The 23,233-nt window shown below is 64.4% G+C and carries 23 protein-coding genes; 5 read left to right on the plus strand and 18 right to left on the minus strand.

All coding sequences use genetic code 11. From position 1 onward, the window contains the following. Positions 1 to 55 precede the first annotated feature (55 nt). From IE083_RS13000 to IE083_RS13020, 5 genes are all read right to left on the minus strand, one after another. Entirely contained in the window at positions 56 to 1,819 is a 1,764-nt protein-coding gene (locus IE083_RS13000; RefSeq protein ID WP_444545832.1) for a conjugal transfer protein TraG, read from the minus strand. Positions 1,820 to 2,052: 233 nt separating this feature from the next. Next, positions 2,053 to 2,331, minus strand: coding sequence for an EexN family lipoprotein (locus tag IE083_RS13005; RefSeq protein WP_189354252.1), 279 nt, complete (start codon positions 2,329 to 2,331; stop codon positions 2,053 to 2,055). Continuing rightward, complete coding sequence (locus tag IE083_RS13010) at positions 2,328 to 3,272, minus strand: LysR family transcriptional regulator (protein ID WP_189354255.1); 945 nt, start codon at positions 3,270 to 3,272, stop codon at positions 2,328 to 2,330. The genes IE083_RS13005 and IE083_RS13010 overlap by 4 nt, the downstream gene beginning before the upstream one ends. A gap of 30 nt (positions 3,273 to 3,302) precedes the next feature. After that, on the minus strand, positions 3,303 to 3,980 hold the full coding sequence (locus tag IE083_RS13015) for an NADPH-dependent F420 reductase (protein ID WP_229799747.1): 678 nt from the start codon (positions 3,978 to 3,980) through the stop codon (positions 3,303 to 3,305). A gap of 7 nt (positions 3,981 to 3,987) precedes the next feature. Continuing rightward, positions 3,988 to 5,541 carry an MFS transporter gene (locus IE083_RS13020; RefSeq protein ID WP_189354258.1) on the minus strand — a complete coding sequence of 518 codons (1,554 nt, stop codon included), beginning with the start codon at positions 5,539 to 5,541 and terminating at the stop codon, positions 3,988 to 3,990. Between the two features lie 170 nt (positions 5,542 to 5,711). Here IE083_RS13020 and IE083_RS13025 point away from each other — a divergent pair, with 170 nt between their 5' ends. Next, positions 5,712 to 6,587 carry a LysR family transcriptional regulator gene (locus IE083_RS13025; RefSeq protein WP_189354261.1) on the plus strand — a complete coding sequence of 292 codons (876 nt, stop codon included), beginning with the start codon at positions 5,712 to 5,714 and terminating at the stop codon, positions 6,585 to 6,587. A gap of 12 nt (positions 6,588 to 6,599) precedes the next feature. Here IE083_RS13025 and IE083_RS13030 read toward each other — a convergent pair whose 3' ends face one another. The 9 genes from IE083_RS13030 to IE083_RS13070 all read right to left on the minus strand — a co-directional run bounded on the left by IE083_RS13030 (position 6,600) and on the right by IE083_RS13070 (position 14,042). Beyond that, the gene (locus IE083_RS13030; RefSeq protein WP_189354263.1) at positions 6,600 to 8,603 is read right to left on the minus strand and encodes a relaxase/mobilization nuclease domain-containing protein; all 2,004 of its coding nucleotides are present in this window, start codon (positions 8,601 to 8,603) and stop codon (positions 6,600 to 6,602) included. Positions 8,604 to 9,051: 448 nt separating this feature from the next. Beyond that, entirely contained in the window at positions 9,052 to 9,639 is a 588-nt protein-coding gene (locus IE083_RS13035; protein WP_189354265.1) for a S26 family signal peptidase, read from the minus strand. Further along, a complete protein-coding gene (locus IE083_RS13040; RefSeq protein WP_150728706.1) occupies positions 9,636 to 10,181 on the minus strand; it encodes a DUF2840 domain-containing protein in 546 nt (181 codons plus the stop codon). The genes IE083_RS13035 and IE083_RS13040 overlap by 4 nt, the downstream gene beginning before the upstream one ends. Beyond that, complete coding sequence (locus IE083_RS13045) at positions 10,178 to 10,462, minus strand: chromosome partitioning protein ParB (protein ID WP_150728705.1); 285 nt, start codon at positions 10,460 to 10,462, stop codon at positions 10,178 to 10,180. The genes IE083_RS13040 and IE083_RS13045 overlap by 4 nt, the downstream gene beginning before the upstream one ends. Continuing rightward, positions 10,459 to 11,097, minus strand: a complete 639-nt coding sequence (gene parA, locus IE083_RS13050) for a ParA family partition ATPase (protein ID WP_189354268.1) — start codon at positions 11,095 to 11,097, stop codon at positions 10,459 to 10,461. Before parA ends, IE083_RS13045 begins: the two co-directional genes overlap by 4 nt. A gap of 253 nt (positions 11,098 to 11,350) precedes the next feature. Continuing rightward, positions 11,351 to 12,208, minus strand: a complete 858-nt coding sequence (locus tag IE083_RS13055; RefSeq protein WP_150728703.1) for a replication initiator protein A — start codon at positions 12,206 to 12,208, stop codon at positions 11,351 to 11,353. Between the two features lie 26 nt (positions 12,209 to 12,234). Next, positions 12,235 to 12,516 (minus strand): helix-turn-helix transcriptional regulator, encoded by a 282-nt coding sequence (locus IE083_RS13060; RefSeq protein WP_058017641.1) that lies wholly within the window; start codon positions 12,514 to 12,516, stop codon positions 12,235 to 12,237. A gap of 83 nt (positions 12,517 to 12,599) precedes the next feature. Then, positions 12,600 to 13,361, minus strand: coding sequence for a DUF2285 domain-containing protein (locus IE083_RS13065; RefSeq protein WP_150728702.1), 762 nt, complete (start codon positions 13,359 to 13,361; stop codon positions 12,600 to 12,602). Between the two features lie 330 nt (positions 13,362 to 13,691). After that, the gene (locus tag IE083_RS13070; RefSeq protein ID WP_150728701.1) at positions 13,692 to 14,042 is read right to left on the minus strand and encodes a DUF2958 domain-containing protein; all 351 of its coding nucleotides are present in this window, start codon (positions 14,040 to 14,042) and stop codon (positions 13,692 to 13,694) included. Between the two features lie 258 nt (positions 14,043 to 14,300). Here IE083_RS13070 and IE083_RS13075 point away from each other — a divergent pair, with 258 nt between their 5' ends. Together IE083_RS13075 and IE083_RS13080 are read left to right on the plus strand one after the other, a co-directional pair. Next, positions 14,301 to 14,591: a helix-turn-helix domain-containing protein gene (locus IE083_RS13075; protein WP_150728700.1), complete on the plus strand. Its 291-nt coding sequence runs from the start codon at positions 14,301 to 14,303 to the stop codon at positions 14,589 to 14,591. Between the two features lie 19 nt (positions 14,592 to 14,610). After that, complete coding sequence (locus IE083_RS13080; RefSeq protein WP_150728699.1) at positions 14,611 to 15,399, plus strand: hypothetical protein; 789 nt, start codon at positions 14,611 to 14,613, stop codon at positions 15,397 to 15,399. 54 nt (positions 15,400 to 15,453) lie between these two features. Here IE083_RS13080 and IE083_RS13085 read toward each other — a convergent pair whose 3' ends face one another. Further along, complete coding sequence (locus IE083_RS13085) at positions 15,454 to 15,768, minus strand: DUF736 domain-containing protein (protein WP_150728698.1); 315 nt, start codon at positions 15,766 to 15,768, stop codon at positions 15,454 to 15,456. A 1,078-nt stretch (positions 15,769 to 16,846) separates the two neighbouring features. Between IE083_RS13085 and IE083_RS13090 the strand changes: the two genes are divergently transcribed. Next, positions 16,847 to 17,335 (plus strand): hypothetical protein, encoded by a 489-nt coding sequence (locus IE083_RS13090; protein ID WP_229799748.1) that lies wholly within the window; start codon positions 16,847 to 16,849, stop codon positions 17,333 to 17,335. Between the two features lie 449 nt (positions 17,336 to 17,784). Here IE083_RS13090 and IE083_RS13100 read toward each other — a convergent pair whose 3' ends face one another. Continuing rightward, positions 17,785 to 19,830, minus strand: coding sequence for a ParB/RepB/Spo0J family partition protein (locus IE083_RS13100; protein ID WP_189354271.1), 2,046 nt, complete (start codon positions 19,828 to 19,830; stop codon positions 17,785 to 17,787). A gap of 64 nt (positions 19,831 to 19,894) precedes the next feature. Next, complete coding sequence (locus IE083_RS13105) at positions 19,895 to 20,953, minus strand: DUF932 domain-containing protein (RefSeq protein WP_444545833.1); 1,059 nt, start codon at positions 20,951 to 20,953, stop codon at positions 19,895 to 19,897. Between the two features lie 476 nt (positions 20,954 to 21,429). Here IE083_RS13105 and IE083_RS13110 point away from each other — a divergent pair, with 476 nt between their 5' ends. Next, the gene (locus tag IE083_RS13110; RefSeq protein WP_189354275.1) at positions 21,430 to 22,356 is read left to right on the plus strand and encodes a hypothetical protein; all 927 of its coding nucleotides are present in this window, start codon (positions 21,430 to 21,432) and stop codon (positions 22,354 to 22,356) included. Positions 22,357 to 22,417: 61 nt separating this feature from the next. Here IE083_RS13110 and IE083_RS13115 read toward each other — a convergent pair whose 3' ends face one another. Then, the gene (locus IE083_RS13115) at positions 22,418 to 22,768 is read right to left on the minus strand and encodes a DUF2958 domain-containing protein (protein ID WP_189354278.1); all 351 of its coding nucleotides are present in this window, start codon (positions 22,766 to 22,768) and stop codon (positions 22,418 to 22,420) included. Positions 22,769 to 23,233: the final 465 nt, after the last annotated feature.

The following is a 23,233-nucleotide window of genomic DNA, read 5'->3' on the forward strand; positions in this document are numbered from 1 at the left end:
AAAACCTGATCATGGGGATTGGAGGGGGCGGTGGATAGGTGGACGGGCTGGACGCTTACGCAGGCATGGCGGGAATCGCCAGTCCGCTCCAGTCGTCGGGACGCGATGGCGGCGCATCGGCGTACTGACCGTGTGCGAGCACAGGCGGCGGCAATACGCGCCGCTTGAAGTTGGCATCCGCGTAATAGCGCAGCTTCTTGGCCTTGATCGGTGCCACACTGGACACCATCACCACCGCCTCGTCGGGCGGTAGCTGCATCACTTCGCCGGGCGTCAGCAGCGGGCGCGCGGTTTCCTGGCGCGACACCATCAGGTGCCCGAGCCACGGCGCCAGCCGGTGGCCTGCATAGTTGCGCTGCGCGCGCAGCTCGGTGGCGGTGCCCAGCGTCTCGGAGATGCGCTTGGCGGTGCGTTCGTCGTTCGTGGCGAACGTCACCCGGACATGGCAGTTGTCGAGGATGGAGTGGTTTTGCCCATACGCCTTGTCGATCTGGTTCAGGCTTTGGGCGATGAGGAAGCTGCGGATGCCGTAGCCCGCCATGAAGGCCAGCGCCGTCTCGAAGAAGTCCAAGCGCCCCAGCGCCGGGAACTCGTCGAGCATCAGCAGCAGCTTGTGGCGGCGTTCGATGCCGTCGGAGCCATCGAGCGATTCGGTAAGGCGACGCCCGATCTGGTTGAGGATCAGGCGAATGAGTGGTTTGGTGCGGCTGATGTCCGAAGGCGGCACTACGAGATACAGCGATACCGGGTGCCCCGCAGAAATCAGGTCAGCGATGCGCCAGTCGCAGCGAGAAGTGACTTCGGCCACCGTGGGATCGCGGTACAGGCCGAGGAACGACATGGCGGTGCTCAAAACGCCGGAACGCTCGTTGTCGCTCTTGTTGAGCACTTCACGCGCAGCCGAAGCGACTACCGGATGCGGGCCATCGCCGAGGTGCGGCGTGCTCATCATCCGGTGCAAGGTCAGCTCGAACGGGCTGGCCGGGTCGGACAGGAAATTGGCGACGCCGCGCAGCGTCTTGTCCTCGCCCGCGTAGAGCACATGCAGGATGGCACCGACCAGCAGCGCGTGGCTGGTCTTCTCCCAATGGTTGCGCTTCTCCAGCGCGCCTTCGGGATCGACCAGAATGTCCGCGATGTTCTGCACGTCGCGCACCTCATGCGCGCCGCGCCGCACCTCCAGCAGCGGGTTGTAGGCTGCCGACTTCGCATCGGTGGGGTTGAACAGCAGGCAATGCGAGAAGCGCGAGCGCCAGCCTGCGGTGATCTGCCAGTTCTCGCCCTTGATGTCGTGGATGACGGCCGACGCGGGCCACGAAAGCAGCGTCGGAACCACCAAACCCACACCTTTGCCCGAGCGCGTGGGCGCGAAGGTCAGGACGTGTTCCGGCCCTTCATGCCGCAGGTATTGGCGGTCGTGCTGGCCGAGGAACACGCCAGCCGGCTGCGTGAGGCCGGCTTTGCGAATGTCTTGCGCGTTCGCCCAGCGGGCCGAGCCGTAGGTCGTGACCAGGCGCGATTGCCGCGAGCGCCAGATCGACATGCCAATCGCCACCAGCACGGCGACAAGACCGCTGCCGCCCGCGATGGCGCCGCCGGTGTCGAACACGCGCGGCGCGTAGGCGTCGAAGAAGAACCACCACTCGAACAGCTTCCACGGGTGGTAGATCGGCGTGCCGAGAAGATCGAACCAGGGCGAGCCAAGGCGTAGTTGATGGCCAAGGGCCGCTGCTGTCCATTGTGTGGCGCCCCACACGCCGGCGATCACGATGCCGAATACCACGGCAATCTGACCGAACAGCACGTTCGTCCCTTGCATGACCTGGCCTCCGATTTCTCCTGCGCTGATTCCTCATGGAAATCGCGGCACAGGGGCGTGCCGCAAGCGTCAGGATCGGTGCCGAGTCAGTGCCGGTCAAAGACCGTTTTCAGCAGAAAAGTCGAGCAAAAAGACAGAATGAGTGCGGCGGCGAATCAAAGAAAAGCGCCGCAAGCGATAGCGCATTGCGGCGTGTCGAGAAAAAAGAAGGTGACGCGGCGAGCCGCCAACAATCAGAACTTGGGCGATTCCTTCGGCGGCGTGTAGGGGGTTTCGCCGTCACCATAGAACCGCTTGCGCGTGGCTTCCGCCACTCGGTTGCACAGTACGTCGCCCATATTGGGGCGGTCGGTCTTGCACTGTTGGCGCAGTTCCTTGAGCCGTTCAGGATTGGCGGCCAGTTCCTCCACCGTCGGGATATTCGCTTCCGAAGGGTTGGCCTTCTGAGGCGTTTCAGACTGACCGCAGGCAGTCACCGCAGCCACCAGCAAGAACGGAATGATCTTCTTCATGGCACTGGTTCCTCCGGTGGATCAGGGTGGTGGCCGGGTATGAGCCTTGGGGACTCTGGCGACTCGATAACCTCTACGCGCTCGATGAACCGCGTCAGCACATCGGACGGCTCGCCTTCAAGGCGCAACAGATAGGTCGTCAGCGGCGGCACTCGCGAAGCCAACGAACGGGCCACTACGCCCGATTCGCGGCTGGTGGAAATGTGTGACTCACCCGTCAACCCAAGCGCGAAGCCCGCCGATACCAGCGCCATCATCAGGTCGCAAGAAGCCACCCGCTCCGCAACCAGTGGCTCCATATCGGCGCGACGCAGCACTCGTTCAACATGCTTGGCGTGCCCCTCGCATACCTGCGGATCACACAAAACCAGTGGATAGCGCAGCAGCTCGTTCAGGGGAATGCGCTTGTGTGTCAGCAGTGGATGCCGTGCTGGCACGGCCACCATGAGCGGGTCGTTCCAGACGGGAATTGCGACGGCACCGTCACCGACTTCATTGGATTGAGCAAAGCCCACGTCGTACAGGTCGTCATGCAGACCCTTGATCTGCTGCGATAGAGGCACCTCGAAAAACCGCATTTCGACTTCGGGTTCTTCCTGCCGGCACAGCGCCAGCAAGTTCGGCAGGCGTGAGGGCGTGATGCCATCGGATAGTGCGATGCGCAACTGAGTATGAAAGCCGTTGGCCGCCGCCTTCACGCTGTCACGGGCTTGCTGCATGGCGGCAAAGACGCGGCGCACATTCTCCAAAAAAAGTGATCCCGCACGGGTCAGGCGCGTGCTGCGCGTGGTGCGGGCGAACAGCGCAACGCCCAATTCTTCTTCCAGCTCTTTGATCGCGCGCGACAGCGGCGACTGCTCAATGTGCAGTTTTTCGGCCGCGCGGGCAAAGTGGAGTTCTTCGGCCACGGCTTGGAAGTAGCGAAGATGGCGTAGTTCCAAACCGCATCCCTCCTTACATACGCTACCCCATCAAGCACGGATTCCGCGTTGATAGCGCCAATGGCCCTCCGGCATGAATGCGTCCGGTGTCGTGACAGTCAACATTTCCGCCAGCATCGCCGTATTCAAGGGTACGCAATAGACGGGTCTGCGCCGCTCGAACTTCCACCCCTCTACAAGCATCCCGGCATCCACCGCGTCATAGCCAATCTGGTCAAGAAACTCGATGGCCGTTTTCTTTGCGCCCAGGTCATCACCAGCGACAGGCAACGCACGGCGATCCGCTGCTCCGGTCGGCCGCGCATCGGGCACGATGTCCTCGACGAGAATGGCGTTCAATATCTTGATTACATTTGATTTCGGAAGATGCCTGGCCAACAGCTCCGCTGTCGTCAGTTCTCCGCGCTCCAGCTCTGGAATGCGTCCAAACTGGGGAAAGTAGTTCTGCGGATTGAGGACAACTTTTCCTTCAAGCGGGGCAGCCGGAATGGCACGCCAGGCTTGCAGCGGGATGGCAGCAAAGGCAATGTCCGCGAACCCCGCTGCATCGGCAACGCTTCCTGTCTCGCAACCCATCGCATCGCGCAAGCCCGAAAGGCTTTGTGGCCCGCGTGAATTGCTCATCATGACGCGATGGCCTGCTCTGATAGCCAGCGAGCCCACGGCCTGCGCCATATGACCGGCGCCGATGATCCCGATGTTCATCATGTCCCCTTCAGGCCGATTGGCCCTGCGTGGCACGGCCATCGCGCTGCGCGGCCTTGCCCGGTGAGAAGACGAAGAAGCTGACGAGCGCCAGCACGAAGACGCTGATCGCGCCGTACACCATCACCCAGCCGAATCCCGCCACGAGTGCGGCATTGATCGCGTCCTGGGGCGCGGCGACGTTCGCCAGCAGTCCGGCGTTCTGCTGCGCAACCGTCACGTCGCCGGCCGCGATCTTTTCCGCAAACTGCCGCAGTTCGGCCGTCTCGGGCACGCCCAGCACGTCGCGCAAATGGGCCATGACACCTTGCACCAGTACGAAGCCCATCACGGCGATGTTGAAGGCCAGCGAGATCATCCGGGCGCTGGTATCCGCGCCAGAGGCCATACCCGCGCGTTCCGCCGCGACGGAAGCGGTGATGGTGTTGGTTGCGGTCGTGTTGGTCAGACCCAGCCCGATGCCGGCCAGCACGCAGCCCGGCAGAATCAACCAGCCCGGTTGCGCGGATACGCTGCCGATCTTCATCAGCACGAATCCCAGGCCGATGGTGGACATGCCCAGCGGAATCACGATGCCGGGCTGCCAGCGTTGCGCCAGGCGCTCGGCCAGCGGTGGAACAAACAGCGTAGGCAGGGTATAGGCCAGCAGCGCCAGCCCAGTCTGCACGCTGTCATGACCCAGGCCGACGTGGAAATAGATCGGCAAATAGATGATGAAAGGCCAGAAGCTGAAGTTCTGCCCCATTGAGCCGAGCAGCGCACCCGAGAAATTGCGCACGCGGAAAACCGAGAACTCGATCATCGGTCTAGCACTGACGCGCTCGGCCACGATGAAGCCAACAAGGCTCACGACCGACAAGCCGATAATGCCCAGAGCCGCAGGACTGCCGAAACCGAGCACCGGCCCTTGGGTGACGAACAGCACGAGGCAGAACACGGCGACCGACAGCGTGACGATGCCAGCGATGTCCAGGCGCGTCGCGTGCGGATCGCGCGACTCCTGAACACCCGCTTGGGTCAGCAGCCAGGTCACGACGGCCAGGGCGACATGGATCAGGAACACCCATTCCCAGCTCGCCAGTGCCAGAATCGCACCGCCCACGATGGGGCCGAAGCCCAGGCCGGCGCCGAAGACGATGCCCCACCAGGCAAATGCCTTGCCGCGCTGCGCGCCATCCCGGAACTGGGTGGACAGAATGGCGATCTGGCAGATCAGCATCATGGCGGCGCTCAAGCCCTGGAAGAACCGGGCCACGATCAGCACGGCGGCGCTTTCCGTCAGGCCGCACACCAGCGAGGTGATGCCGAAGGCCACGATACCGATGGTGAAGATGCGCTTGCGCCCGTAGCGGTCAGCCAGGGTTCCGACGCCCATCAGGATCGTCGTCATGGCAATGGTGTAGGCCGCCATGACCCATTGAAGCTGCCGGAAGCTGGCCCCCATGACTTGCTCAATGGTGGAAAGGATGGGCGGCACGCTGGAAATTTCCAGGCCCAGCATCAATGCGGACAAGCAGACGGCAGCCAGAGCAAACATGCCCTGACGCGAAGTTGAGGGAGTCATGAATACCTTCCAAAAGAACTTGTATGTTCGGCACCTTTCAGGTGCCGCCTAGAAAGCCGGCCGACGCGAGAAACAGGACGCGCGGCACGTTTGGAAGAATGTTAGGGAGCACTCATCTATTTATCAATGATATGATTGGACATATCAGAGACAACAAATTCGGATGATCAATGAGCCGCCCAGCCTTGGATGTGGAGTCGGTGCAGGCGTTCGTCACCATCGCCGACTTTCAGAGCTTCACCAAAGCCGCCGAAGCCTTGGGGACAACCCAAGGCGCCATCAGCGTCAGACTCAAGCGCCTGGAAGAACGCCTGGGCTACAAGCTGATCGAGCGCACGCCCCGGCTGGTTCGGCTGTCTGCGCCAGGGGCATCGTTCCTCAATCCGGCACGCGAGTTCATTGCTGCGCATGACCGCGCGATGGCGGCGCTGTCGTGCGAATGCCGGCGCTTTCGCCTGGGCATCGCCGAACACGTCGCGGGGCCGGAAGTGCCGACCTTGCTGGCACGGCTAAACGAACGAGACCCGGCCTTGACCATTGAAGTGCGGCTGGAAAATTCACGCAACCTGCTCGATGCCTTCGACAGCGGCGATCTGGATGCCGTGATCGTTCGTCAGGAAGATGATCGCCGCGATGGCGAAGACTTGGGGCCGGAGCATTTCGGCTGGTTTGCAGCGCCCCAATTTCATCAGCAACCCGGCAAACCGCTGCGCGTAGCAGCACTGGCCCCTTGCTGCGGTGTCCGTGACATCGCTATTCGAGCCTTGGCGTCAGACGGCATCGAGTGGAACGAGGTATTCGTCGGCGGCGGCCATGCTGCCGTCATGGCTGCGGTTTCGGCAGGGTTAGCTGTGGCGGCCTTATCCTGCCGGCTGGCTCCCGCCGACACCATAGAGGTCGGTCAACGCATGGGCCTGCCGGAACTGCCTTCGTCGCGGATCATGCTGCATTCGACACTCACGGATCGGCGCTCTCGCGATGCCTTACGGACACTGGCGGCAGCCTATCGCGAGCATCGCTCCCCCAGGTACGCAGGTGCGGATTGATGTGTCCCTGCCTCATATGGACATGCCCCGCTGTCGCCCGATTTCCCAGGACACGCCACCGCCGCGTACCGTCGCGGCGAGTTGCTGTCCCAGCCGCTGCTCGATCACTGGCTTCCATGGCACTAGGCTGAATCCCTTGCCGTCATCGAGCATCGCGTAGCGCCCACTGGCGAGCATGACGCTGCGCCGGTAGATACCGGCCACGCGCTGCCCGTCGCCCGCAGGCCGATGTTCCAGGTCAGTTTCGGCAGCAATGTTCTTGGCGGCATGCGCCAGTTCGCGGCTGCGCAGCGTACCCAGCAGGTTGCGCGCCAGAATCACGCGCTGCCCGCGCCGCTCGGCCAGTCCCTGTTCGGCCAGGAAGTCGGCGCGCTGCTGCATGGCCTGCTTGGCGTCGCCGCCAAAGCCTAGATCGCCCAGCCCCTGGCCGCCGCCAATCAGCTGCTGGTCGAGCCAGGTGGCACCGATCACGCGGGCCTGCCGCTCGATGGGCAGGTGCGATTTCAGCTCCACGGCCACGCCGCCGAGGCGTTCCGCGTCGTAGCGGCGGCCCTGCTCGGGCAGGTCGCTGGGCACCTTCCATAGCCCCTCGGCCACGCGCTCCACGATGCCGGCCCGGCGCAGAGCTTCCAGCCGACGAACGTGGGCCGCCACGACTTCCTGCGGATCGCGGCCCAGTACGGCCTGACCCTGCGCGATGGCGAGGTGATGATCGGTGCGGTACAGGCCATCGCTCGCCAGCGCGGCGATGCTCTTGTCGGCCGCGCGCACGTCGGCCGATCCCTTCACCTCCACCACGGCGCCGGTCGGATAGTTCGCCAGCTCGTCGCGGGCATTGAGCGCGACGTAGTGGGCCTTGCCGTCCACGCCGTCGATGACCAGATAGCCTCGGTCGCGCAGCTCGTCGGCCAGCCCTTTCGCGGCCACGCGGCCGAGGATGGTTCGGCCACTTCCATCCGCATCCTGGCCCGGCTCGAACACCACCAGCTCGCGCGGTTTGCCGCCCATGGCCCGCTGCATGGTGCGGATGATGTCGCCGCGCTCGCCCAGGGCGCGCAAGGTCTTTTCCGCATCGGCATGGACGGCCCAGGTGCCGGGCTGCACTACGTCGGCCAGGCCCAGGCGCTGCAAGCGTTGCAGGCGGCCGATCAGCAGCAGGCGCTGGCGTTGCAACCTCGGCTCGTTGAGGCGTTCGACATGCACCATTCCATCGTCGCCCAGTTCGCGCTTGAGTGTGCGATCCAGGCTCGTCCACCGCTCTTGCTCCACCTCGCGCTGCAAGGTCTGCTGGATCTCCAGCTGGGTGCGTGGGCCCAGCCATTCGGTCGCCAGCTCGGCGGCACGATGGCGGAAGCCATCAGCGATGTAGTCGCCCGCGATGATGAGGTCTTTGCCGGTGTCGTCGCACCCGCGCACGACGATGTGCGTGTGCGGGTTGTCGGTGTTCCAGTGATTGACGGCCACCCAATCGAGGCCCGTGCCCAGGTCGGCCTCCATGCGGCCCATGAGGTGCCGGGTATAGGTGCGCAGGTCTTCCAGCTCCGCGCCATCCTCGGGCGAGACGATGAAGCGGAAATGGTGCCGGTCATCGGCGGTCCGATCCTTGAAGGCGTCGAGGTCGGCCGCGTCCGTCTGCGGCCCATAGGCCCGGCCCGGTTCGCCATCGCGGCCCGCGCCGTCGCGCTCGATGTAGCGCAGGTGCTTGGCGAGCGATTGCGGGCTGGCGTTGCGCTGATTGACCAGCAGCGTCTTGATGGTCACGCGCCGCGACATGGGCGTGAGCTTCGCGCCTGCGAAGCGCGCCGCCGTATGGCCGCGCCCCAGGCGCGAACCGGGGCGCTGGCCGGCGCGTGCGCCGCTGCCGCCGGCGGCGGAATGGCGCATCAGGGGCTTGCCGCCGCTGGCTTTGCCCGCCTGTTTGAGCACCTTGGAAACGAAGCTCTGCCCCTGGCCCTTGCCCCGGTTCTTCGGGGCGCTGGGGCGCACCCGGAAATCATCGTCGCGGCGGCCGGTCATGGCTGCGCTCCCTGCAAGCTCTGGCGTGCCCCGTCGTGCGAAGCACGCGGATATGCCTGCATTGGCGCGGGCCTCGCGCCCCACGCGGCACGGCGGCGAAGCCGCTGCGTGCCGCGCCACCCCCATGTGCAGACAGGCTTTCGACGCGGCCCGGTGCCGCGTCCTTTTGTCTTGCCTTCCGCCTTTGCCCCTCGCTGTCGCTCAGGGCAGCGGCGGCCCGGTGGCGCTGCTGCGCGAGCAGCCAGCACCCCGGCGAACACGGCGATGGCCGCAGGCCAGCCGCGTTCGAGGCAAGACGCCTGCACGTTGGACGGCTGCGCCGAAGGCAGCGCGAAGTGCGGCGCGGATGCGCTCGCACTGCACGCGCAACGACACAGCGACGGCCAGCAGCACGGCACGCCCGATGGCACGATGAGATGCACGGCAGCGTGCAGCGAATCGGCGGCCATCATGGGCGCGACTCCAGCCAGGCCGGACGCGCAACGCCGATCACGGCGGCTGCACTGACCGGCCCGAAGTAGCGGCTGTCGAATGACGCCGGATTGGTGACGCTGAGCAGGAACAGCTCGCCGGGCCGAAGGCGGCGGCACTGCTGCCAGGATGGCAGCGGCCGGCCCCAGCGATCGGCAGACAGCACGGCGGCCGAAGGCACGCCGTCGATGCGAACGCTGCCCCCAATGATGCACACCTCCTGCGGTGCGACCGCACCCACGCGCTTGAGCAGAGGAATGCGTGTCGGCAGGTAGCCGCGCTGCGCAGCGAGCGCGGCAGCCTCGGCGGGCAACGGCACCAGCACGACGCTGCCCACGGACAAAGGACGAGGCAGCGAGCTGGCGCGATGGTCGAGCGGATCGACGCGATACCAGCCGACCGCCACGCTGTCGGACGGGTTGTAGGTCAGGCGCAGCAGTGGATGCACGAAGGACGCCCAGGCCAGCGCAGCGAGGCCGCAGGCGGACAGGCACGCCAGTACGATGCGAGCGCGCAGGCGCGAGCGAGGATGCGGCGCGGTGCCGGTAGTCGAAACGGCGGTCATGGCAGCGCCCTCCCGATGAGCCAGGCGGCGTGCCGCTCGGCGGTGTATTCGGGCAGCGGCAGGCGCGCAGCGAGCCGGTTGGCGAGCGTGCGCCAGTACGCGGGCGAAGCGGCAGCGGGCGCAATGCCCAGCGCCTCGATGTCGTCGATGCGCTCCAGAACGGCGCGCACTTGGTTCGCGCCCTCGGCGTGCAGCAGCAGGCGTGCGCCCGGCTGCACGCCGGGGATGCGCTGCGCCCCGTCGAGCGGCGTGCAAGCCTGCATCACCATGAGCTGCCAGCGCACGGTGCCGTAGTCGTTGGCTTGCCAGCGGATGCGGCAAAGCACAGCGTTCGGCAGGAACACAGCGAGACTGCGCCAGCGGTCGAGCCGCAGCGTGCGCGCCGGTTCGCCAAAGCGCAGATAGAGCTTGAAACGGTGCTCCAGGAAGGCCAGCGAAACGCGCGTCAGTGGCGTTGAGATAGGCCGCGCCGCGCGTGCTGGGAGTGACGGCGACGTTGCGGCCGTGGCCGCGTCAGCAGCAGGCAAAGCGGATGCGATCATGGTGTGTTCTCCCTGCGGTGTTCTGGAAACTCGCGCTCCAGCAGGCCGCGCAGCAGCTCGGCCACCGTCACGCCTTGCGTGAAGGCCGACACCTTGATGCGCGCCCGCATCGCGGGCGTGATGTCGAGCGTCAGGCGTGCGGTGTAGAGGTCGCCCTTGCCCAGCGCATCGGTGTCGCCCTGGCGAATCCACGCCTCGGCGTGCGGATTCGCGGGCGGACGCGCACCGATGCCGACGCGCTTGGCAGCGCGTTTGCTGCTTGGTGGCGACTTCGCTGTCATGACGGCCACCGCAGCAGTTCATCGACCAGCGCGGTGATTTCGCGCGCGGCGGCGCTGTCTGGCGCCGTCTCTCGCGCAAGCCGGCCAGCGGCCACGCTGTCGGCGAACACGATGCGCTGATGCACTTCCGCGCGCAGCGCAGGAAGCGGCTGCTCGGCCAGCGCGCCGCGTGCTTCGCGTCCGATCACGGTGGTGCTCACGCGCCGGTTGATGACGAAGGCCGCGCGCAGCACAGGCCGGAACACCTGCGCTTCCCGAATCAGTGCCACCATCTCGGCACTGGCCCACAGGTCGTAGGGACTGGGCTGCACCGGGATCAGTACACGCTCGGCCGCCAGCAGCGCGGAGCGCGCCAAGGCGGCGATCCTGGGTGGCCCGTCGATGACGACGTGATCGGCCCGCCTGGCGAGTTCTGGTGCCTCCTGATGCAGCGTTTCGCGGGCGAGGCCCACGGCGCTGAACAGCCTTGGCAAACCTTGTTGGCTGCGGCGCTGCGTCCAGTCCAGCGCGGAGCCCTGCGGATCGGCATCCAGCAGGATGACCGACTGCCCGCGCATCGCCAGCTCGCCGACGATGTGGGTGGCGAGCGTGGTCTTGCCCACGCCGCCTTTCTGGTTGAGCAGTGCGACGATCATGGCCTGGCCCTCCGCGTTGGAAAGCCCGGCTGTTGCCGCTGCGGTTCTGGCCGCATGGTGGTTGTCCACCGTGGCGCGGCGCTGCTACTACCAGTTAGAGAATTTAAGTTAGGGAAGTTAGAGGGGCCTGAAACCAGCGCCGTTATTGGCTTTGCAGCCGATTCGTACTCCTGATAGCACGAGGGTCGCACTCCCGATAGCACGATACCCCGTACTCCTGATAGCACGAGTCCGTCCACAGGCTGCGCACCGTTTATCCCCGTGCCGCGAACGGCACGGGCCGAAAGGTCAGCAGCTCGGCGCTGTTGTCCGGCATTCGCTCGATGCCCAGGACGTAGCCGGGCATCGACTGCCGCGCGACGAGCGCGCGCAAGTCGTAGGCGAAGTCCGAGAAGCGCGTGGCGCTGCCCGATTTCCGATACAGGTGCCTGAAATCGAATTGCCAGCCGCCCGGCTGTCGCCCGCCGTGTTTTCGCACCAACCGGTACAGCCAGCGCTCGATGCCGCCCGTGAGCCGGAAATACGCTGGGTCGATGGTCAGCACCAGCGCGGCGTCCATGACGCCCGCGTAAAACCAGTCCGGCAGGATCAGCTCCAGCCCCAAGGGCGTGCCCTTGGCATCGGCTAGTTCCTTCCACTCGTTGATCCACGAGAAGCGATGCAGCCGCCTTCCCGTGGTCTCCCGAATGGACGTGGCCACCGTCGTGGATTGCAGGCGATCCAAGGCCGCCTTGAGGCGCTGGTAGTCGCGCAGCGACGTACCGCGCCCGATGAAGCGCAGGATCTCGTAGGGCGTGGCCTGCATCAGCCGCGACGGGCGCAAGCCCGCGTCGCGTGCTTCCACAATCTGGCTGGCGGCCCAGATCAGAATGTCGGCATCCCAAATCGTGGCGATGCCGTGCTCCTGCGTGCCTTCCACGCGGATGGTGACGTTCCCGCTGCGAAAGTCGATCGGCGCAACGCGCCGCGACTTCGCCAGCGAGAAGAACGGAAAGGCCATCAAGTCCTGGCTGTCGCGCGGCGCCATGTCGCCCGGCAAGGCGCGGAACAGGTCGAGCTGTTCGCGCTCTGGCACGGGCCGCTGCCGGGACGGCAGCGCAGGGCTGGACATGGCGAAGGCCACCCGCGCGCAAGCGATCAGCGCGCACGGCTGTCCGCCGAATGCTGCTCGGCGTACTCGGGATCGGATGTGCTCTCGAAGCTGCGCTCGGAAGCCCAGGCGTCGAGGTCGGCCACGGCGTACATGACGCGCCTGCCGAACTTGCGGAACTTGGGGCCGCCACCCAGCACGCGCTGTTTCTCCAGCGTGCGCGGCGACAGGCGCAAGTAGTCGGCGGCTTCGTCGTTGGTAAGGTAACGCTGCGGCTGCGCAGCGGCAGTGGCGGGAGCGGCGGCAGGCCGCAAGGGAGCGGGACGCATGGTGTGAACCTCCATAGCTTTCAAAGCTCCGGCCACACAGCGCAACCGGATGGAGGCAGTCTCAGAAAACGAGGCCCTTCTGCTCAGGGTCGTTTTGCACCCTCATCAAAACGACCCTTCTCAAGCGGAGGCAGTTGTGCTAGGTGGCGATAGCCGCCGCGCATCAACGCATCGCCACGCCGCACCAGGCGGCGCACCTTGGAGCGCAGGCCGCCGTCGCTGTGCCAACCTGCCGCGGCATCGGTGCCGAACAAGCCTTCGGCCACCTCGCGCAAGGACGCGCCCGCAAGGGTCGCGTCGAGCGCCTGCAGGGTGTGCAGCTCCAGCAGTGCCGATTGCGACGGCCTGGGCCGCGCATCGGCCAGCGCCGCACCGGAAGCGTGGCCGCGCACAGGCGCGGCAGCGCCGCCGCGATGGGCGTAGGCGACAGCCATGCCGTCTTGCAGGCCGGGCGCGAGCGCGAAGCGCAGGCACTGGCCGGGGCTGCGCGCGATCAGCGCCAGTCCCTTGCCATCGTGGAGAAGTTGCTTGTGGCCAGGGATACGCCAGAACGCGAAGGACTCGGCATCCACGGGCGGATCGGCATCGGGGTAGAGCTGCACCACATCAGCTTGGCCGGGCTGCCAGGCTGGATGCGCGTCGCGCGCATCCAGCGCCGGGTCTTCCAGCACGCGCAAGCCCCAACGATGCGCAGCATCGGGGCGGCGCGCACGGCGCAGCCAGTCGAGCCGGTAATCGGGGTGCCTGCGCAGGTACTCCCAAGCCAGCGCAAGCGCATCCAGCCACAGGACATAGAGGTAAGCCGCAGTGGGATACCAGTGCGCGACATGATGAGGATTGACCATGACCCAAGCTCCCGTCGAACAGCAGGAACGTCGCCACGGCGTCAAACATGCGGGAGCACTAAACCAAGGTAGAAATCCGGTTAAGCTGTAACGGCTGGTGTCAAGACTGGTTGGCTCCGGCATGTTGCGTAATTCGTCCGAATGCGACGGCCGCATGGCACCAAAAACGTCATGCGGTACTGACACCGTGCCGCAAGCCGCATGAAAGATCGTGGCTGTTTCTGCCACGCACGCACAGGTTTGGTGCAAGAGTGCTGATTCAGACTGGACAGGTCTGGAGCAAGACCGAAATAGTCTGAATGCGCCCGTCTTGGCCGGAGCGCGAGCGGTTCAATCGACGACGGAACCGTTTTCCTGGGCCAGGCGCAGATATTCCGAGAGCGGGCGCACCGCCTGGAAATACAAATCCCGCATCACGGGCTGCTGGCGCGGCCCGACGATGGAAGCCAGATCGGAGAGCTTCACCGTCCCCAGCGCGGGCATACTGATTCCCAGGTCGATCAGACCATAGGCCGTGTCGCCGTCAGTGGGATCGAGCGAAGTCAGCAGCCAGGTGGCGTGCGCGTCGGGGGTGAACAGCCGCACGACCGGCAGCGGGTCATACGGTTCACCGGCGGCGGCCCGCCGCCCGTTCTCCAGCAGCGCGGCGCGCTGCGCATCGGTGACGAGGGGAGCGTTCATCGTGGTGCTCCTGTTCCAACATGGAATGCTGGTTTTGCACATCCACGGCAAAGCGTGGATGCGTATTCCACGAAAGCCGTGGAAACACGAAAGCGCAAAAGCTCAATTGTAGAAATCTGCAAAGGCACGTTGGCGGTTTTCCGGTTCTGTCGGAATCCGCAGAAGCGGATTTCCGTAAAAGCACGAATAAGGGCCAAAAGCATGAATGAGTTAAAGATAACGTGGTTTTAATTGTGTCGCGAATTGACGCTTCTGTCTATGCAGAAGCGATCCATCCAGCGCGGCCGGCCAGCGGGCGCCACCACCTTCGACGCCGAATTGGCTCAAGCCTTCGGCGCGGCTGTGCGCGCGTTGCGGACGGAGCGCGGGATTGCACAGGAATCGCTGGCGAACCTCGCAGGCATCGAGCGTTCGCACATGGGCAAGGTCGAGCGCGGCGAGCACATGCCCACGCTGGCGATCATCTTCAAGATCGCCGGCGCGCTCGAATGCAGCACGGCCGTGCTGATGGGCAAGACGGAAGAGTTGCTGGCCGCTGTTCGGGAATAGCCATCGAAGCCCCACCCTCATGACGGGGCTCTGGTCTGGCGCCGGTCAGATCGACAACAAGAAAAGGACGCTGGAAGTGATATTGCCGCTCGTTGATCCCTTTATCCAGCCTTACGAGGCATGGACAACAAGAACGCCCAGTATTGAAGAGATGATGGAAGCGCAGAAGCGAACGGGGAAGGTATCGCTTCACGTGAATGATCAGTTAATTGCCAGAGTCACGACAGGGCTTGAAGCTGCCAACTATATCGGTAGCGTTGGTGCGGATAATGGCCTGGGCAATCACATTAACGACGCATTGGACAACGACAGCAGCTATGCGGTGTGGCGTCGTGAAATGCCGAGTGCAACCCCACCAGGTTTGAAGAACTACAAGAGCAGATACCCCGCGTATGACGCCCTACAGGTCAATAGCGAGATCAATGTCCACGGTGCATGCCTGTCGCCGGGACAAGTGCTGTTCCATGCGGGAGTGTGGCCAGGTGGACTCTCATTGGTGACGGATAGGCCGTTGTCGTCCTCCTTCTGTCCGCAAGTGGCACTGAGGAATGCGGAACACAGAGGGAAAGCCTATGACGCCAACCGCATTGATCTCTTCGTCTTGCGCGTAGCTGCTTCGGCCACAAAGGCGTTCGCTTACAAGCGAAAGGGGTTGGCGCTAGGACATGAGAACGAGGTACTGTTTTCTGCTGGCGCAAGTTTGTCTTTAATTTCACAGACCTTGATTCGCCATGACCACCCTGTAGGCAAAGCTCATTGCTCCGAGAAACGTGTACCTCTCTACGTTCTGGAAATCGAACTTAGCTGATTGCGGTATCCAAGCAGCACTGCGCCCCGCCGCGAGGGCGGGGCGCTGCGGCGGTTACGCCGCCTGGGGCTTGCTGCGCGACCAGATCAGGTCGTGCGTGCCGTTCTCGCCTTCGATCAGGCGGGCATAGACCGTTGCCGCAAATGAAGGATCGTCGAGGGTCACGGACAGATATTCCCGCCCGGCCTCGCTGGTCTTCTTCCACGCTGCGCCGATGTCGTGGCTGGCGGCCTGGACGCGGAAGTCCGGGGCCTTCTCGTTGTCCCCCTTGTCGTTGGGAACCAGCTTGACCTTGACGTTGAGCGTCAGGGTGCGAAGCGTGCCGGCGAAGCCGTCTTTGTCTGCGGTGAAGGTGCCGATGTTGGCCATGATGTTTTCTCCGTTCGGTTGAACAAGGTTCGCGCCCATCGCGTCCTTGTTGTGATCCGGCCGGCGGGGGACGGGCTGGCTGCACCGCTTGCGGTCGCAACGCAGTGGAGAGCCGGGAGGCGAAAAGAATTTGTCCCGCGAGGAATGCGCCGAACGCAGTGACAAAGCAGGGGAAATTGTTTTCGCCGGACGGTTGCAGCCATAAAGCCCGAGGCGCAGCCGTGCCACCGCCAGGATTCACAACAACACAAGGACGCCTTGGGCCGAACCGCTCCGAAAGGAGATGGGGCCGACTCGGCATCCCCGCTCGAAGGCTTCTCCGGCTCGCCCGCTGATGCGGGCCAGGTCAACCACCCGACGACAGGTGAGAACGCCCCTGCCGCACCTTGCGGCGCCGGTCTTGAGGCGTGGGGTGGAAGCTCCATAGCGATGCCGGGCGGGTTGTCCGTGAACCGTCCTTCGTGACGTGATGGGCGAGAACCACCAGCGTTGAGGACGGCACGTATTTGCACAACCTGCCGCAGTAAGCACCAGCGTGTTCGCCAAGCCCTGTCCATACGGAGGGGCCCTGACCCGGCCGATCCGGTATGTGCCGGTTCGGCGGTATCAAGGGGCGCCAAGCCTGCGCGGCGGGGATAGCCCACAGGGCTTTCCCCTGGAGGCAAGCGAAGCGCGCAGCGCCGCAGGCGCGAAGGCGTGAGGGATTGGACGCCGAATGGCCGTGACGGCAAAGACGGCACGGGGCGCAGCCCGAAAGCCCGGCGGCGCATCGCGCCGACACGCCCAGAAGCGTCACAGCATCATGCCGCCATATGCGCAACAAATTCAGGTTATGCACAAAACATCAATTTCATGCTAGAGTATGTGAAATCATGCGCAACATAGCTAATTGAGGTGAATCATGGCCTTCCGAGCAGATGAAGCAGCACGCGCCGGGTACGAAGAAGTGGAGAAGTACCTTGTCCCCCGCCCCCGGGATGCCGATGAGGCTCAGCGGGCGCGAAGCAGGAGGGCTCTGGAGGACATAGCTGACGGACTGGGGCCAGTCGTTGACAGATACCCTTCGTGGCATCCGCTGGTGCGCAATCACGATAGTCGCCATCCCGTCACCATCCCCAGCGATCGCTGCGGCTATAAGGGGCTGGATCACACGAGGTTCTTCGTCAATGGATTCATCACCTGCCCGTATGGCGATGGCCAAGAGGTTTTGGATTCCGTTCTGGCACTTCCCCGCCACCACGCGGCTTACATCACGGCGGAAAAGCTGGATGTGCAGTTCTACAACCCGCAGACAACGCCCATTCTGGTCAAGTGTCATTGGGAAGAACTTTTCCCAGACCACATGATTCCGCTGTCTGTCGCTGTCCCCCTGCTTCTGGAGAAGGAAGTCCCCTGCTGGACGTGGTCGCAAGTCGCCGAGACCTGGGAGTCGATGCGCTCGTATTTCCTGGGTGCTCCTCACGGTGCCCGGTCATCGCTGTTCGTAAGCCAGGAAACTGGACAGGGCATCAAAAAGGTCTGGGAGACGCTAATCTACACAGGGATGTTTGGCCCGATCAAAGTGTGATGGAAGCAGCGAGGCATCCCAAGCGATGTATCAACGCCGCCGCCCGCGCATAAGCGTGGGCAGCGGCGTTCTGATTCGGCTGTTGGCCTTAAACACCGGGCGCGGCCGCTGCCGCGCCCGGATTTTTTGCGTTCACCGCACCCAGGACGGAACGGCCTGGGCGCGGTGCTGATCGGGTTATTCCTTCATCTCGATGGGCCACCACACGGCACGCGGCAAGGCGCGGCCCGTGATGGGGTGAATGTCAGTGAGGTCGGCGCGGGCCGTCCAGCCCGAGGGTGGGCGGTAGCCGCGCACGTCGCCTTCGCCGTGTCAGCGGCAGGCGCGCACCGTGCCGGGCACATATATCGCCGCCATGCGCGGGCGGCTGGTCGTGATGCGGGTCATAGGCGGTTCTCCTTGCAGCGAAGCGCCCCGGTTGAGGCCGGGGCGCTTGCCTTCGGCGCGGGTCAAGCCGCCAGCGCCTCGGCGGGTTCATTCGCCATTGCATCGGCATCCTCCGGGGCATTCTGCTCCGAGCCTTCTTCCTGCGCGGCCTCCGGGCTTGCGGCCTTGAAGATGGCGGGCATCCAGCCTGTGCCATTCGCCAGCCGTTCGGCCTCGCAGGCAATGTCGGCCTTCTTGAGCTTGCCCAGCCGGTTGACGGAATCCGGCGCGAACTCGCCCACTGCGTCCAAGATCACTGCCTTGGACACGTGCTTGAAATAGCCTTCTGCGGTCGGCTGCCACCATGCAGCCATGTCGAGGCCCACGGCCTGCGCCAGTTCCTCGCCGGGTTGCTGCGGCGTGGTGCGGGGCGTCACCACGTCCACCGTGGACGCCACGCAAACGGCCAGCAATCGCACCAGTTCATCTTGCGGCTTCGCCAGCAGCGCGGCGAACAGTTCGGCGCTGTCCTGCGGCAAGGCTTCGCCCGCCACCTGTTGCAGTTCGCGCAGCGCCACGGCGGCGGGCGATTCCGGCCAGTCCGGGGCCATGCCTTCCAGCCGGTCTTGCATTTTCAAACTCACGCCCAGCGGCAGATCGTGGCCGTAGTAGCGGCCCTGCAAGACGGTCTGCATCATGCCATGCACCACGGCAGCCAGCGCGGCTTGTGGATGCCGGGCCACCTCGATTTGCAGCGCGGCGGTACGGTGAGCGCTCAACCGCTGCGCCAGCCGGTCGGACATGGCGGCGGTCTTGGGTTGCTCGTCGTCCTCGCATTCGTCGTCGTTCTTGGTTTCGCCTTCGCTGCCGAATCCTTGGCGCAGCCGTTCCAGCGTGCGCAGTGCCTTGGCCTCGGCCTCGCGCATCAGGCCACGATGAATCACGGCCTCGCCGCTGCGGTCGATGGTGACGATGGCACCGGCTGCGGCCTTCACGTTCGCGCCGTAGTCCTGCAAGCCATCTTCCAACGCCTGCAACTGCTCGCCTAGGGCTTCGCCTTCCTCCTGCAAGGCGTCGGCCTTTTCCTCGTCGTCGGCATCCAGCGCAGCATCCACGGCTTCGGCCAGTTCGTGCATCTTGGTTTGCAGCTTCTCGATGCGTGCGGCTTCGCGCTTGTTCGGCTCGCGCCGTTCCCTTGGCGCACGCTGGAAGGCGTGCAGGTCGGCATGGGTCACGCCCGGCGTGGCATCCACCCACGCCCAACCCTCGGCGCGGACAGTGGCGGCGATGCCTGCCAGCTTGTCTTGCGCCAGCCGTTCCAGTAGCGCGGCATCGGTCAGATACACGCCCGCGTCATCTTCCGCGAACAGGTCGCGGCGGATGCCACCGCCTGCGGTTTCGTAGCTGTCCAGCCCCACGAAGCGCACCAGCGGATGCCGGTAGGCGTCAATCTCCCTTTCGGTCAGGCGTTCGCGCAAGTGCGAGGGATGGCGCTGCCACTGCGGGGCACCGTAGAACGCACTTTCCTGCGCCGCGTGGTCGTCGGTGATGGACAAGGCCATCAACTGATCGAGCGTGACAGCATCGGCGCGATAGTCGGCCATCAATCGCGGCGACACATTCGCCAGCTTCAAGCGGCGCTGCACCACCAGCGGCGTGACGGAGAAATCCGCCGCAATATCCTCAATCGGTCGGCCTTCGGCCACCAGCGCCGCGAAGGCTTCAAACTGGTCTGCCGGGTGCATGGCTTCGCGCTGCACATTCTCGGTGAGGCTGGCCGTGCGGGCGGTGCCATCGGCCACCAGCAGGCAAGGCACTTCCCATTCCTTGCTGACGCGGTGTTTTTTCGCCAGCAGCTTGAGGGCTGCGAGGCGTCGGCCACCGGCCACGACTTCGTAATGCTCGCCATCGGCGGATGCAATGACGATCAGGTTTTGCAGCAGGCCCACGCGCTGGATGCTCGCAGCCAGTTCGGGGATGGACATGCGCGGGGTCTTGCGTACGTTGCGGCCCGTGGGGCGCAGCACCAGCCGCGACAGTGGAACCAGAATCAGGTTCTTGGTCGGGTCGGCGGCTTCCAGCGCGGGGGCTTGGATAGCGCGGGCTTCGGTTTGGGTAACGGCGTTCATGGTGTATCTCCAATCGAGTGAAACAAGGGAATGGAGGGGAACCGCCCCTCCGGCGGGGGAACGGTTAGGCTTTCAACTGGCGCATACCATCGGCCAGCAGCCACAGGGCGCGGTTCAGGCGAATATCGGAATCAATGCCCTGCACGGGGCGGGTCTGCTGCCTGCGGCCATTGGCGGCGCGGCCCTGCAATCCGCCCTTGGTCAAGTTCTCCTGCGTGCGGTTGAACACGCTCCACAGGTCGGGGCGGCGGTCTTCAAACCGGCGCGGCATCAGAATCTGGCTTTCGGTGATGGGCGTGGGCTTGTTGGGGTCGTCGTACTTCAACGCCAGCGCGGCACGGGCGAACACCTCGGCCTCTCCGTCGTCCAGCGTGACGGCGCGCATGGCATCGCGGGAATCGCGCACGCGGTCAAAGCCGCTCAGTACCTGATACGCACCCTCGATCACCAGCCCGGCCACGTCGCCTTTGTGCGGCACGCGCACATCGGCCACGGTGTCGCCGTACACCAGCCCATTGGCACAGACGAATCGGAACTGGCCCGCCAGCATCTGGTAGCTGCTGGTGCCATCGTGCGAGTTCAGCAGCACGATTTCATTGGCCTCCGCGCCGTTGATCTGGCTGGCATGGCGCAGACGCAGCAGGTGTTTCGTGTGCTCGCGCCGCCCCTCGTTGCGTACACGGGTCTGGCACACCATGAAGGGCTGAAACCCTTCTTTCCGAAGCTCGGTCAACACCGTGGCGGTCGGGATATAGCTGTACCGCTCCGAACGGCTCTCATGCGGGGCATCCGCGAAGATGGACGGGGCCACCCTGCGAATCTGGTCATCGGACAGCGGGTAGTCGCTGCGCAGCGCGGGGGAATGGGAAGCGAAACGAGATGCGAGTTGCATGGTCTTTCTCCTGACAAAAAGAGGTTTGCTGTTCACACCGCACACCGGATTCCTAGATTCGGAGCCCAAGCCTTTCGGCTGTTCGGTGCGGTCGGCGCGAGGAACCCGGTTGGCGCTGTTGCCACCGTCTTTCCTGAGTTCATCGCCCGCGACGGTCAGGAGCGCGCGAACGGGCGCCGTCAAGGAGGCAAGCGCAGGGTTGGTGCGGCCCGCAGGCGCAGCCGAGGACACGGCCCTGCGCGCCTTGACGGCGCACGGGCGCGGGCTACAGTCGCGGACAAGGTGATGGAGTCAGGGAAGACGGCTGGACATGGCAACGGCCTTCCCCACACGCCGACCGCACGGCAAGCGAAGCGCGCAGGCCCGGATCTGGAAGCCGGGCCGGAGGCGTCAGCCGAGCGGAGCGAGGGAACGATGGAAGCCCGACAGGGGCGAAACCCCGCAGGGGGTTCGATGCGAAGCACGACAGCGCGACCGGCCATCTCCCAGGTGGCCGGGGACGCCCAGCAGTTTGAGCATCGCGGGATTTGTCTTTGGTCGATTTTTCGCGGACAATGTGGGCAAGGCCCTGTCCGCCTGAGCTTCGAGCGGCTCAATCAAGACTGCGTTCTGCTTTCCCCCGTATTTCTTGCCACCACCATGCGATATCGCCTGGGCGTAGGCCAAGTAATCGCTCGATTGGTCTGCGCTGAAATCAGGAGAATCGTATGCCCATCGGCATTTCCGACCTTGCCCATTCTGTTCGCAAGAACAGCGCTTCCGTGGCCGCACCTGTGCAGCTTGGTCACGCGCAACAACTCATCGTTGCCGCACTTGGCTACAAGAGCCTTGCCGCCTACCAGGCTGCGCAGGTAGCCGCGCTCGAACCCCAAGATTTGGGCAACGTCCACCACGTTGTACTCGACTACGACCAGCTCGATCAGCGCGCCAGCGAACTTGGCGCGGCCCCCACGCCAAGCCAACTGCACGAGTTGATCGACGCAGCCTTCAAGGAGCGGGCGCCTCGTACACACATTCACGCCTCTCATGCGGACTTCGACAACTACTTGCGTGAGCATGTGGATCAGGTGGTCATCGAAGACGATGACGTGAACAGCGAGATGGCCAACGCCAATTACGATGGTATTGATGAGGTCTATTTCGATTTCGAGGTCGAGTCTGAAAACGTCCCCGTTGGCAGCTCTCTGGAAATCGACCTGGACGGCCATGTTGGCTTGGGCATCGACACTGAGCGTCCCTACGCGGGCCACATCGTGAATGTGGAGGGCACTTTGAGCGTGGAACGATTGGGCAGCCAGTGCTTTGGGTCAGTGGACTGCCAAGTCACCAAAGCGGAACTCGATACAAACTGGGGAGATGACGACTACGATGGCGAGCCACCGCCGCGCAGCGTATCGCAAGCCTATGCCGAACTGCTGGGCCTCGAACTGCATGAGGTTGGCAATCTCGCCGATGTAGAAGCAATGGAGCTGGACGGAAGTAGCGGTGAAATGGTCTATGGCTACCTCCTCGACTTCACGGACTACGCATCGCCCGAGATAGCGCAGAAGATCTTGCGCCGCCACTCCTCACTGCGTATCGAAGTCGGCCCTGGCTTCTTTGAAGGTGTTCGCAGCGACGACTGGCCTCGCTGACGATGCAGTGAAGCGCATCCCGATATGGGATGCGCTACTGGGCCATTCGCCCAGGGCCGGGTTAGACAACGATCCGCCCGGCCAGCCGCGCATCGCGCGCATAGGCGCTTAACTTCTTCTCGGCACGGAAAGACAGGTCGCGCTCGATCGGCAGGCCCAGCCCGCCGCGCACCGTCGCCAGCTCGCCCAGGCTGACCCAGCCGATTTCCGGCATCCCCAGGCCCAGGTCACAAAGACCGAAGGCATGATCGTGGTCATCGGGGTCAATCTCGGTCAGCAGCCAAGTCGCGCCGGCATCGGGCGTGAACAGCTTGACCACGGGTGGCGGATCGAAGTCCGGGTTCTCCAAGGATTCGCGGCCGTTGGCCAGCAGCACGATGCGGTGCTCGTCGGTGATGAGTGCGTTGTTCATGGTGAACTCCTGAAAGGTTGCCGGGCGGAATTGCCCGACCCTTCCAAGGCACGGCGCAGCGCAAGCAGTCAGGGGTCAACGACGGCCGCCAGGACGCAAGCGCGCACCAGCGCGCGCCGCCCTTGACGGCGAGAACGCCGTGATACGGTGAAGGGAACAGCAAGACCGCCCACACCCCGCCCACTGCACACACCCGCCTTGGAGCAAGTGCAGCGCGCAGGCCCGAGAGGGCCGGAGGCGTCAGGGATCAAAGTCGGATGGCCGCGATTCGGCACGAAGCGCGGGGCGCAGCCCGCGAGCCCGACGGCGGCACGCCGGGACGCCCGGATGCTTATAGAGGGAAGATTTTCCACATCTGAATTGTCGTACCAGTGATATGACAATCGACCTGCTTAACGCACACAGAGGGCCTGTCCGAATTTTTGTGTAAACGGGGTTTCAAATCACATCTGAGGAATGCGTTCC

The organism is Vogesella fluminis, from assembly GCF_014652335.1.
In the GTDB taxonomy this organism is placed as follows: Bacteria; Pseudomonadota; Gammaproteobacteria; order Burkholderiales; family Chromobacteriaceae; genus Vogesella; species Vogesella fluminis.

Excerpts from the sequence above, each read along its gene's own strand:
- IE083_RS13000 (WP_444545832.1), bottom strand. The coding sequence starts at position 1,819 with ATGCAAGGGACGAACGTGCTGTTCGGTCAGATTGCCGTGGTATTCGGC.
- IE083_RS13005 (WP_189354252.1), bottom strand. The coding sequence starts at position 2,331 with ATGAAGAAGATCATTCCGTTCTTGCTGGTGGCTGCGGTGACTGCCTGC.
- IE083_RS13015 (WP_229799747.1), bottom strand. The coding sequence starts at position 3,980 with ATGATGAACATCGGGATCATCGGCGCCGGTCATATGGCGCAGGCCGTG.
- IE083_RS13020 (WP_189354258.1), bottom strand. The coding sequence starts at position 5,541 with ATGACTCCCTCAACTTCGCGTCAGGGCATGTTTGCTCTGGCTGCCGTC.
- IE083_RS13025 (WP_189354261.1), top strand. The coding sequence starts at position 5,712 with ATGAGCCGCCCAGCCTTGGATGTGGAGTCGGTGCAGGCGTTCGTCACC.
- IE083_RS13030 (WP_189354263.1), bottom strand. The coding sequence starts at position 8,603 with ATGACCGGCCGCCGCGACGATGATTTCCGGGTGCGCCCCAGCGCCCCG.
- IE083_RS13035 (WP_189354265.1), bottom strand. The coding sequence starts at position 9,639 with ATGACCGCCGTTTCGACTACCGGCACCGCGCCGCATCCTCGCTCGCGC.
- IE083_RS13040 (WP_150728706.1), bottom strand. The coding sequence starts at position 10,181 with ATGATCGCATCCGCTTTGCCTGCTGCTGACGCGGCCACGGCCGCAACG.
- IE083_RS13045 (WP_150728705.1), bottom strand. The coding sequence starts at position 10,462 with ATGACAGCGAAGTCGCCACCAAGCAGCAAACGCGCTGCCAAGCGCGTC.
- parA (WP_189354268.1), bottom strand. The coding sequence starts at position 11,097 with ATGATCGTCGCACTGCTCAACCAGAAAGGCGGCGTGGGCAAGACCACG.
- IE083_RS13055 (WP_150728703.1), bottom strand. The coding sequence starts at position 12,208 with ATGTCCAGCCCTGCGCTGCCGTCCCGGCAGCGGCCCGTGCCAGAGCGC.
- IE083_RS13060 (WP_058017641.1), bottom strand. The coding sequence starts at position 12,516 with ATGCGTCCCGCTCCCTTGCGGCCTGCCGCCGCTCCCGCCACTGCCGCT.
- IE083_RS13065 (WP_150728702.1), bottom strand. The coding sequence starts at position 13,361 with ATGGTCAATCCTCATCATGTCGCGCACTGGTATCCCACTGCGGCTTAC.
- IE083_RS13070 (WP_150728701.1), bottom strand. The coding sequence starts at position 14,042 with ATGAACGCTCCCCTCGTCACCGATGCGCAGCGCGCCGCGCTGCTGGAG.
- IE083_RS13075 (WP_150728700.1), top strand. The coding sequence starts at position 14,301 with ATGCAGAAGCGATCCATCCAGCGCGGCCGGCCAGCGGGCGCCACCACC.
- IE083_RS13080 (WP_150728699.1), top strand. The coding sequence starts at position 14,611 with ATGACGGGGCTCTGGTCTGGCGCCGGTCAGATCGACAACAAGAAAAGG.
- IE083_RS13085 (WP_150728698.1), bottom strand. The coding sequence starts at position 15,768 with ATGGCCAACATCGGCACCTTCACCGCAGACAAAGACGGCTTCGCCGGC.
- IE083_RS13100 (WP_189354271.1), bottom strand. The coding sequence starts at position 19,830 with ATGAACGCCGTTACCCAAACCGAAGCCCGCGCTATCCAAGCCCCCGCG.
- IE083_RS13110 (WP_189354275.1), top strand. The coding sequence starts at position 21,430 with ATGCCCATCGGCATTTCCGACCTTGCCCATTCTGTTCGCAAGAACAGC.
- IE083_RS13115 (WP_189354278.1), bottom strand. The coding sequence starts at position 22,768 with ATGAACAACGCACTCATCACCGACGAGCACCGCATCGTGCTGCTGGCC.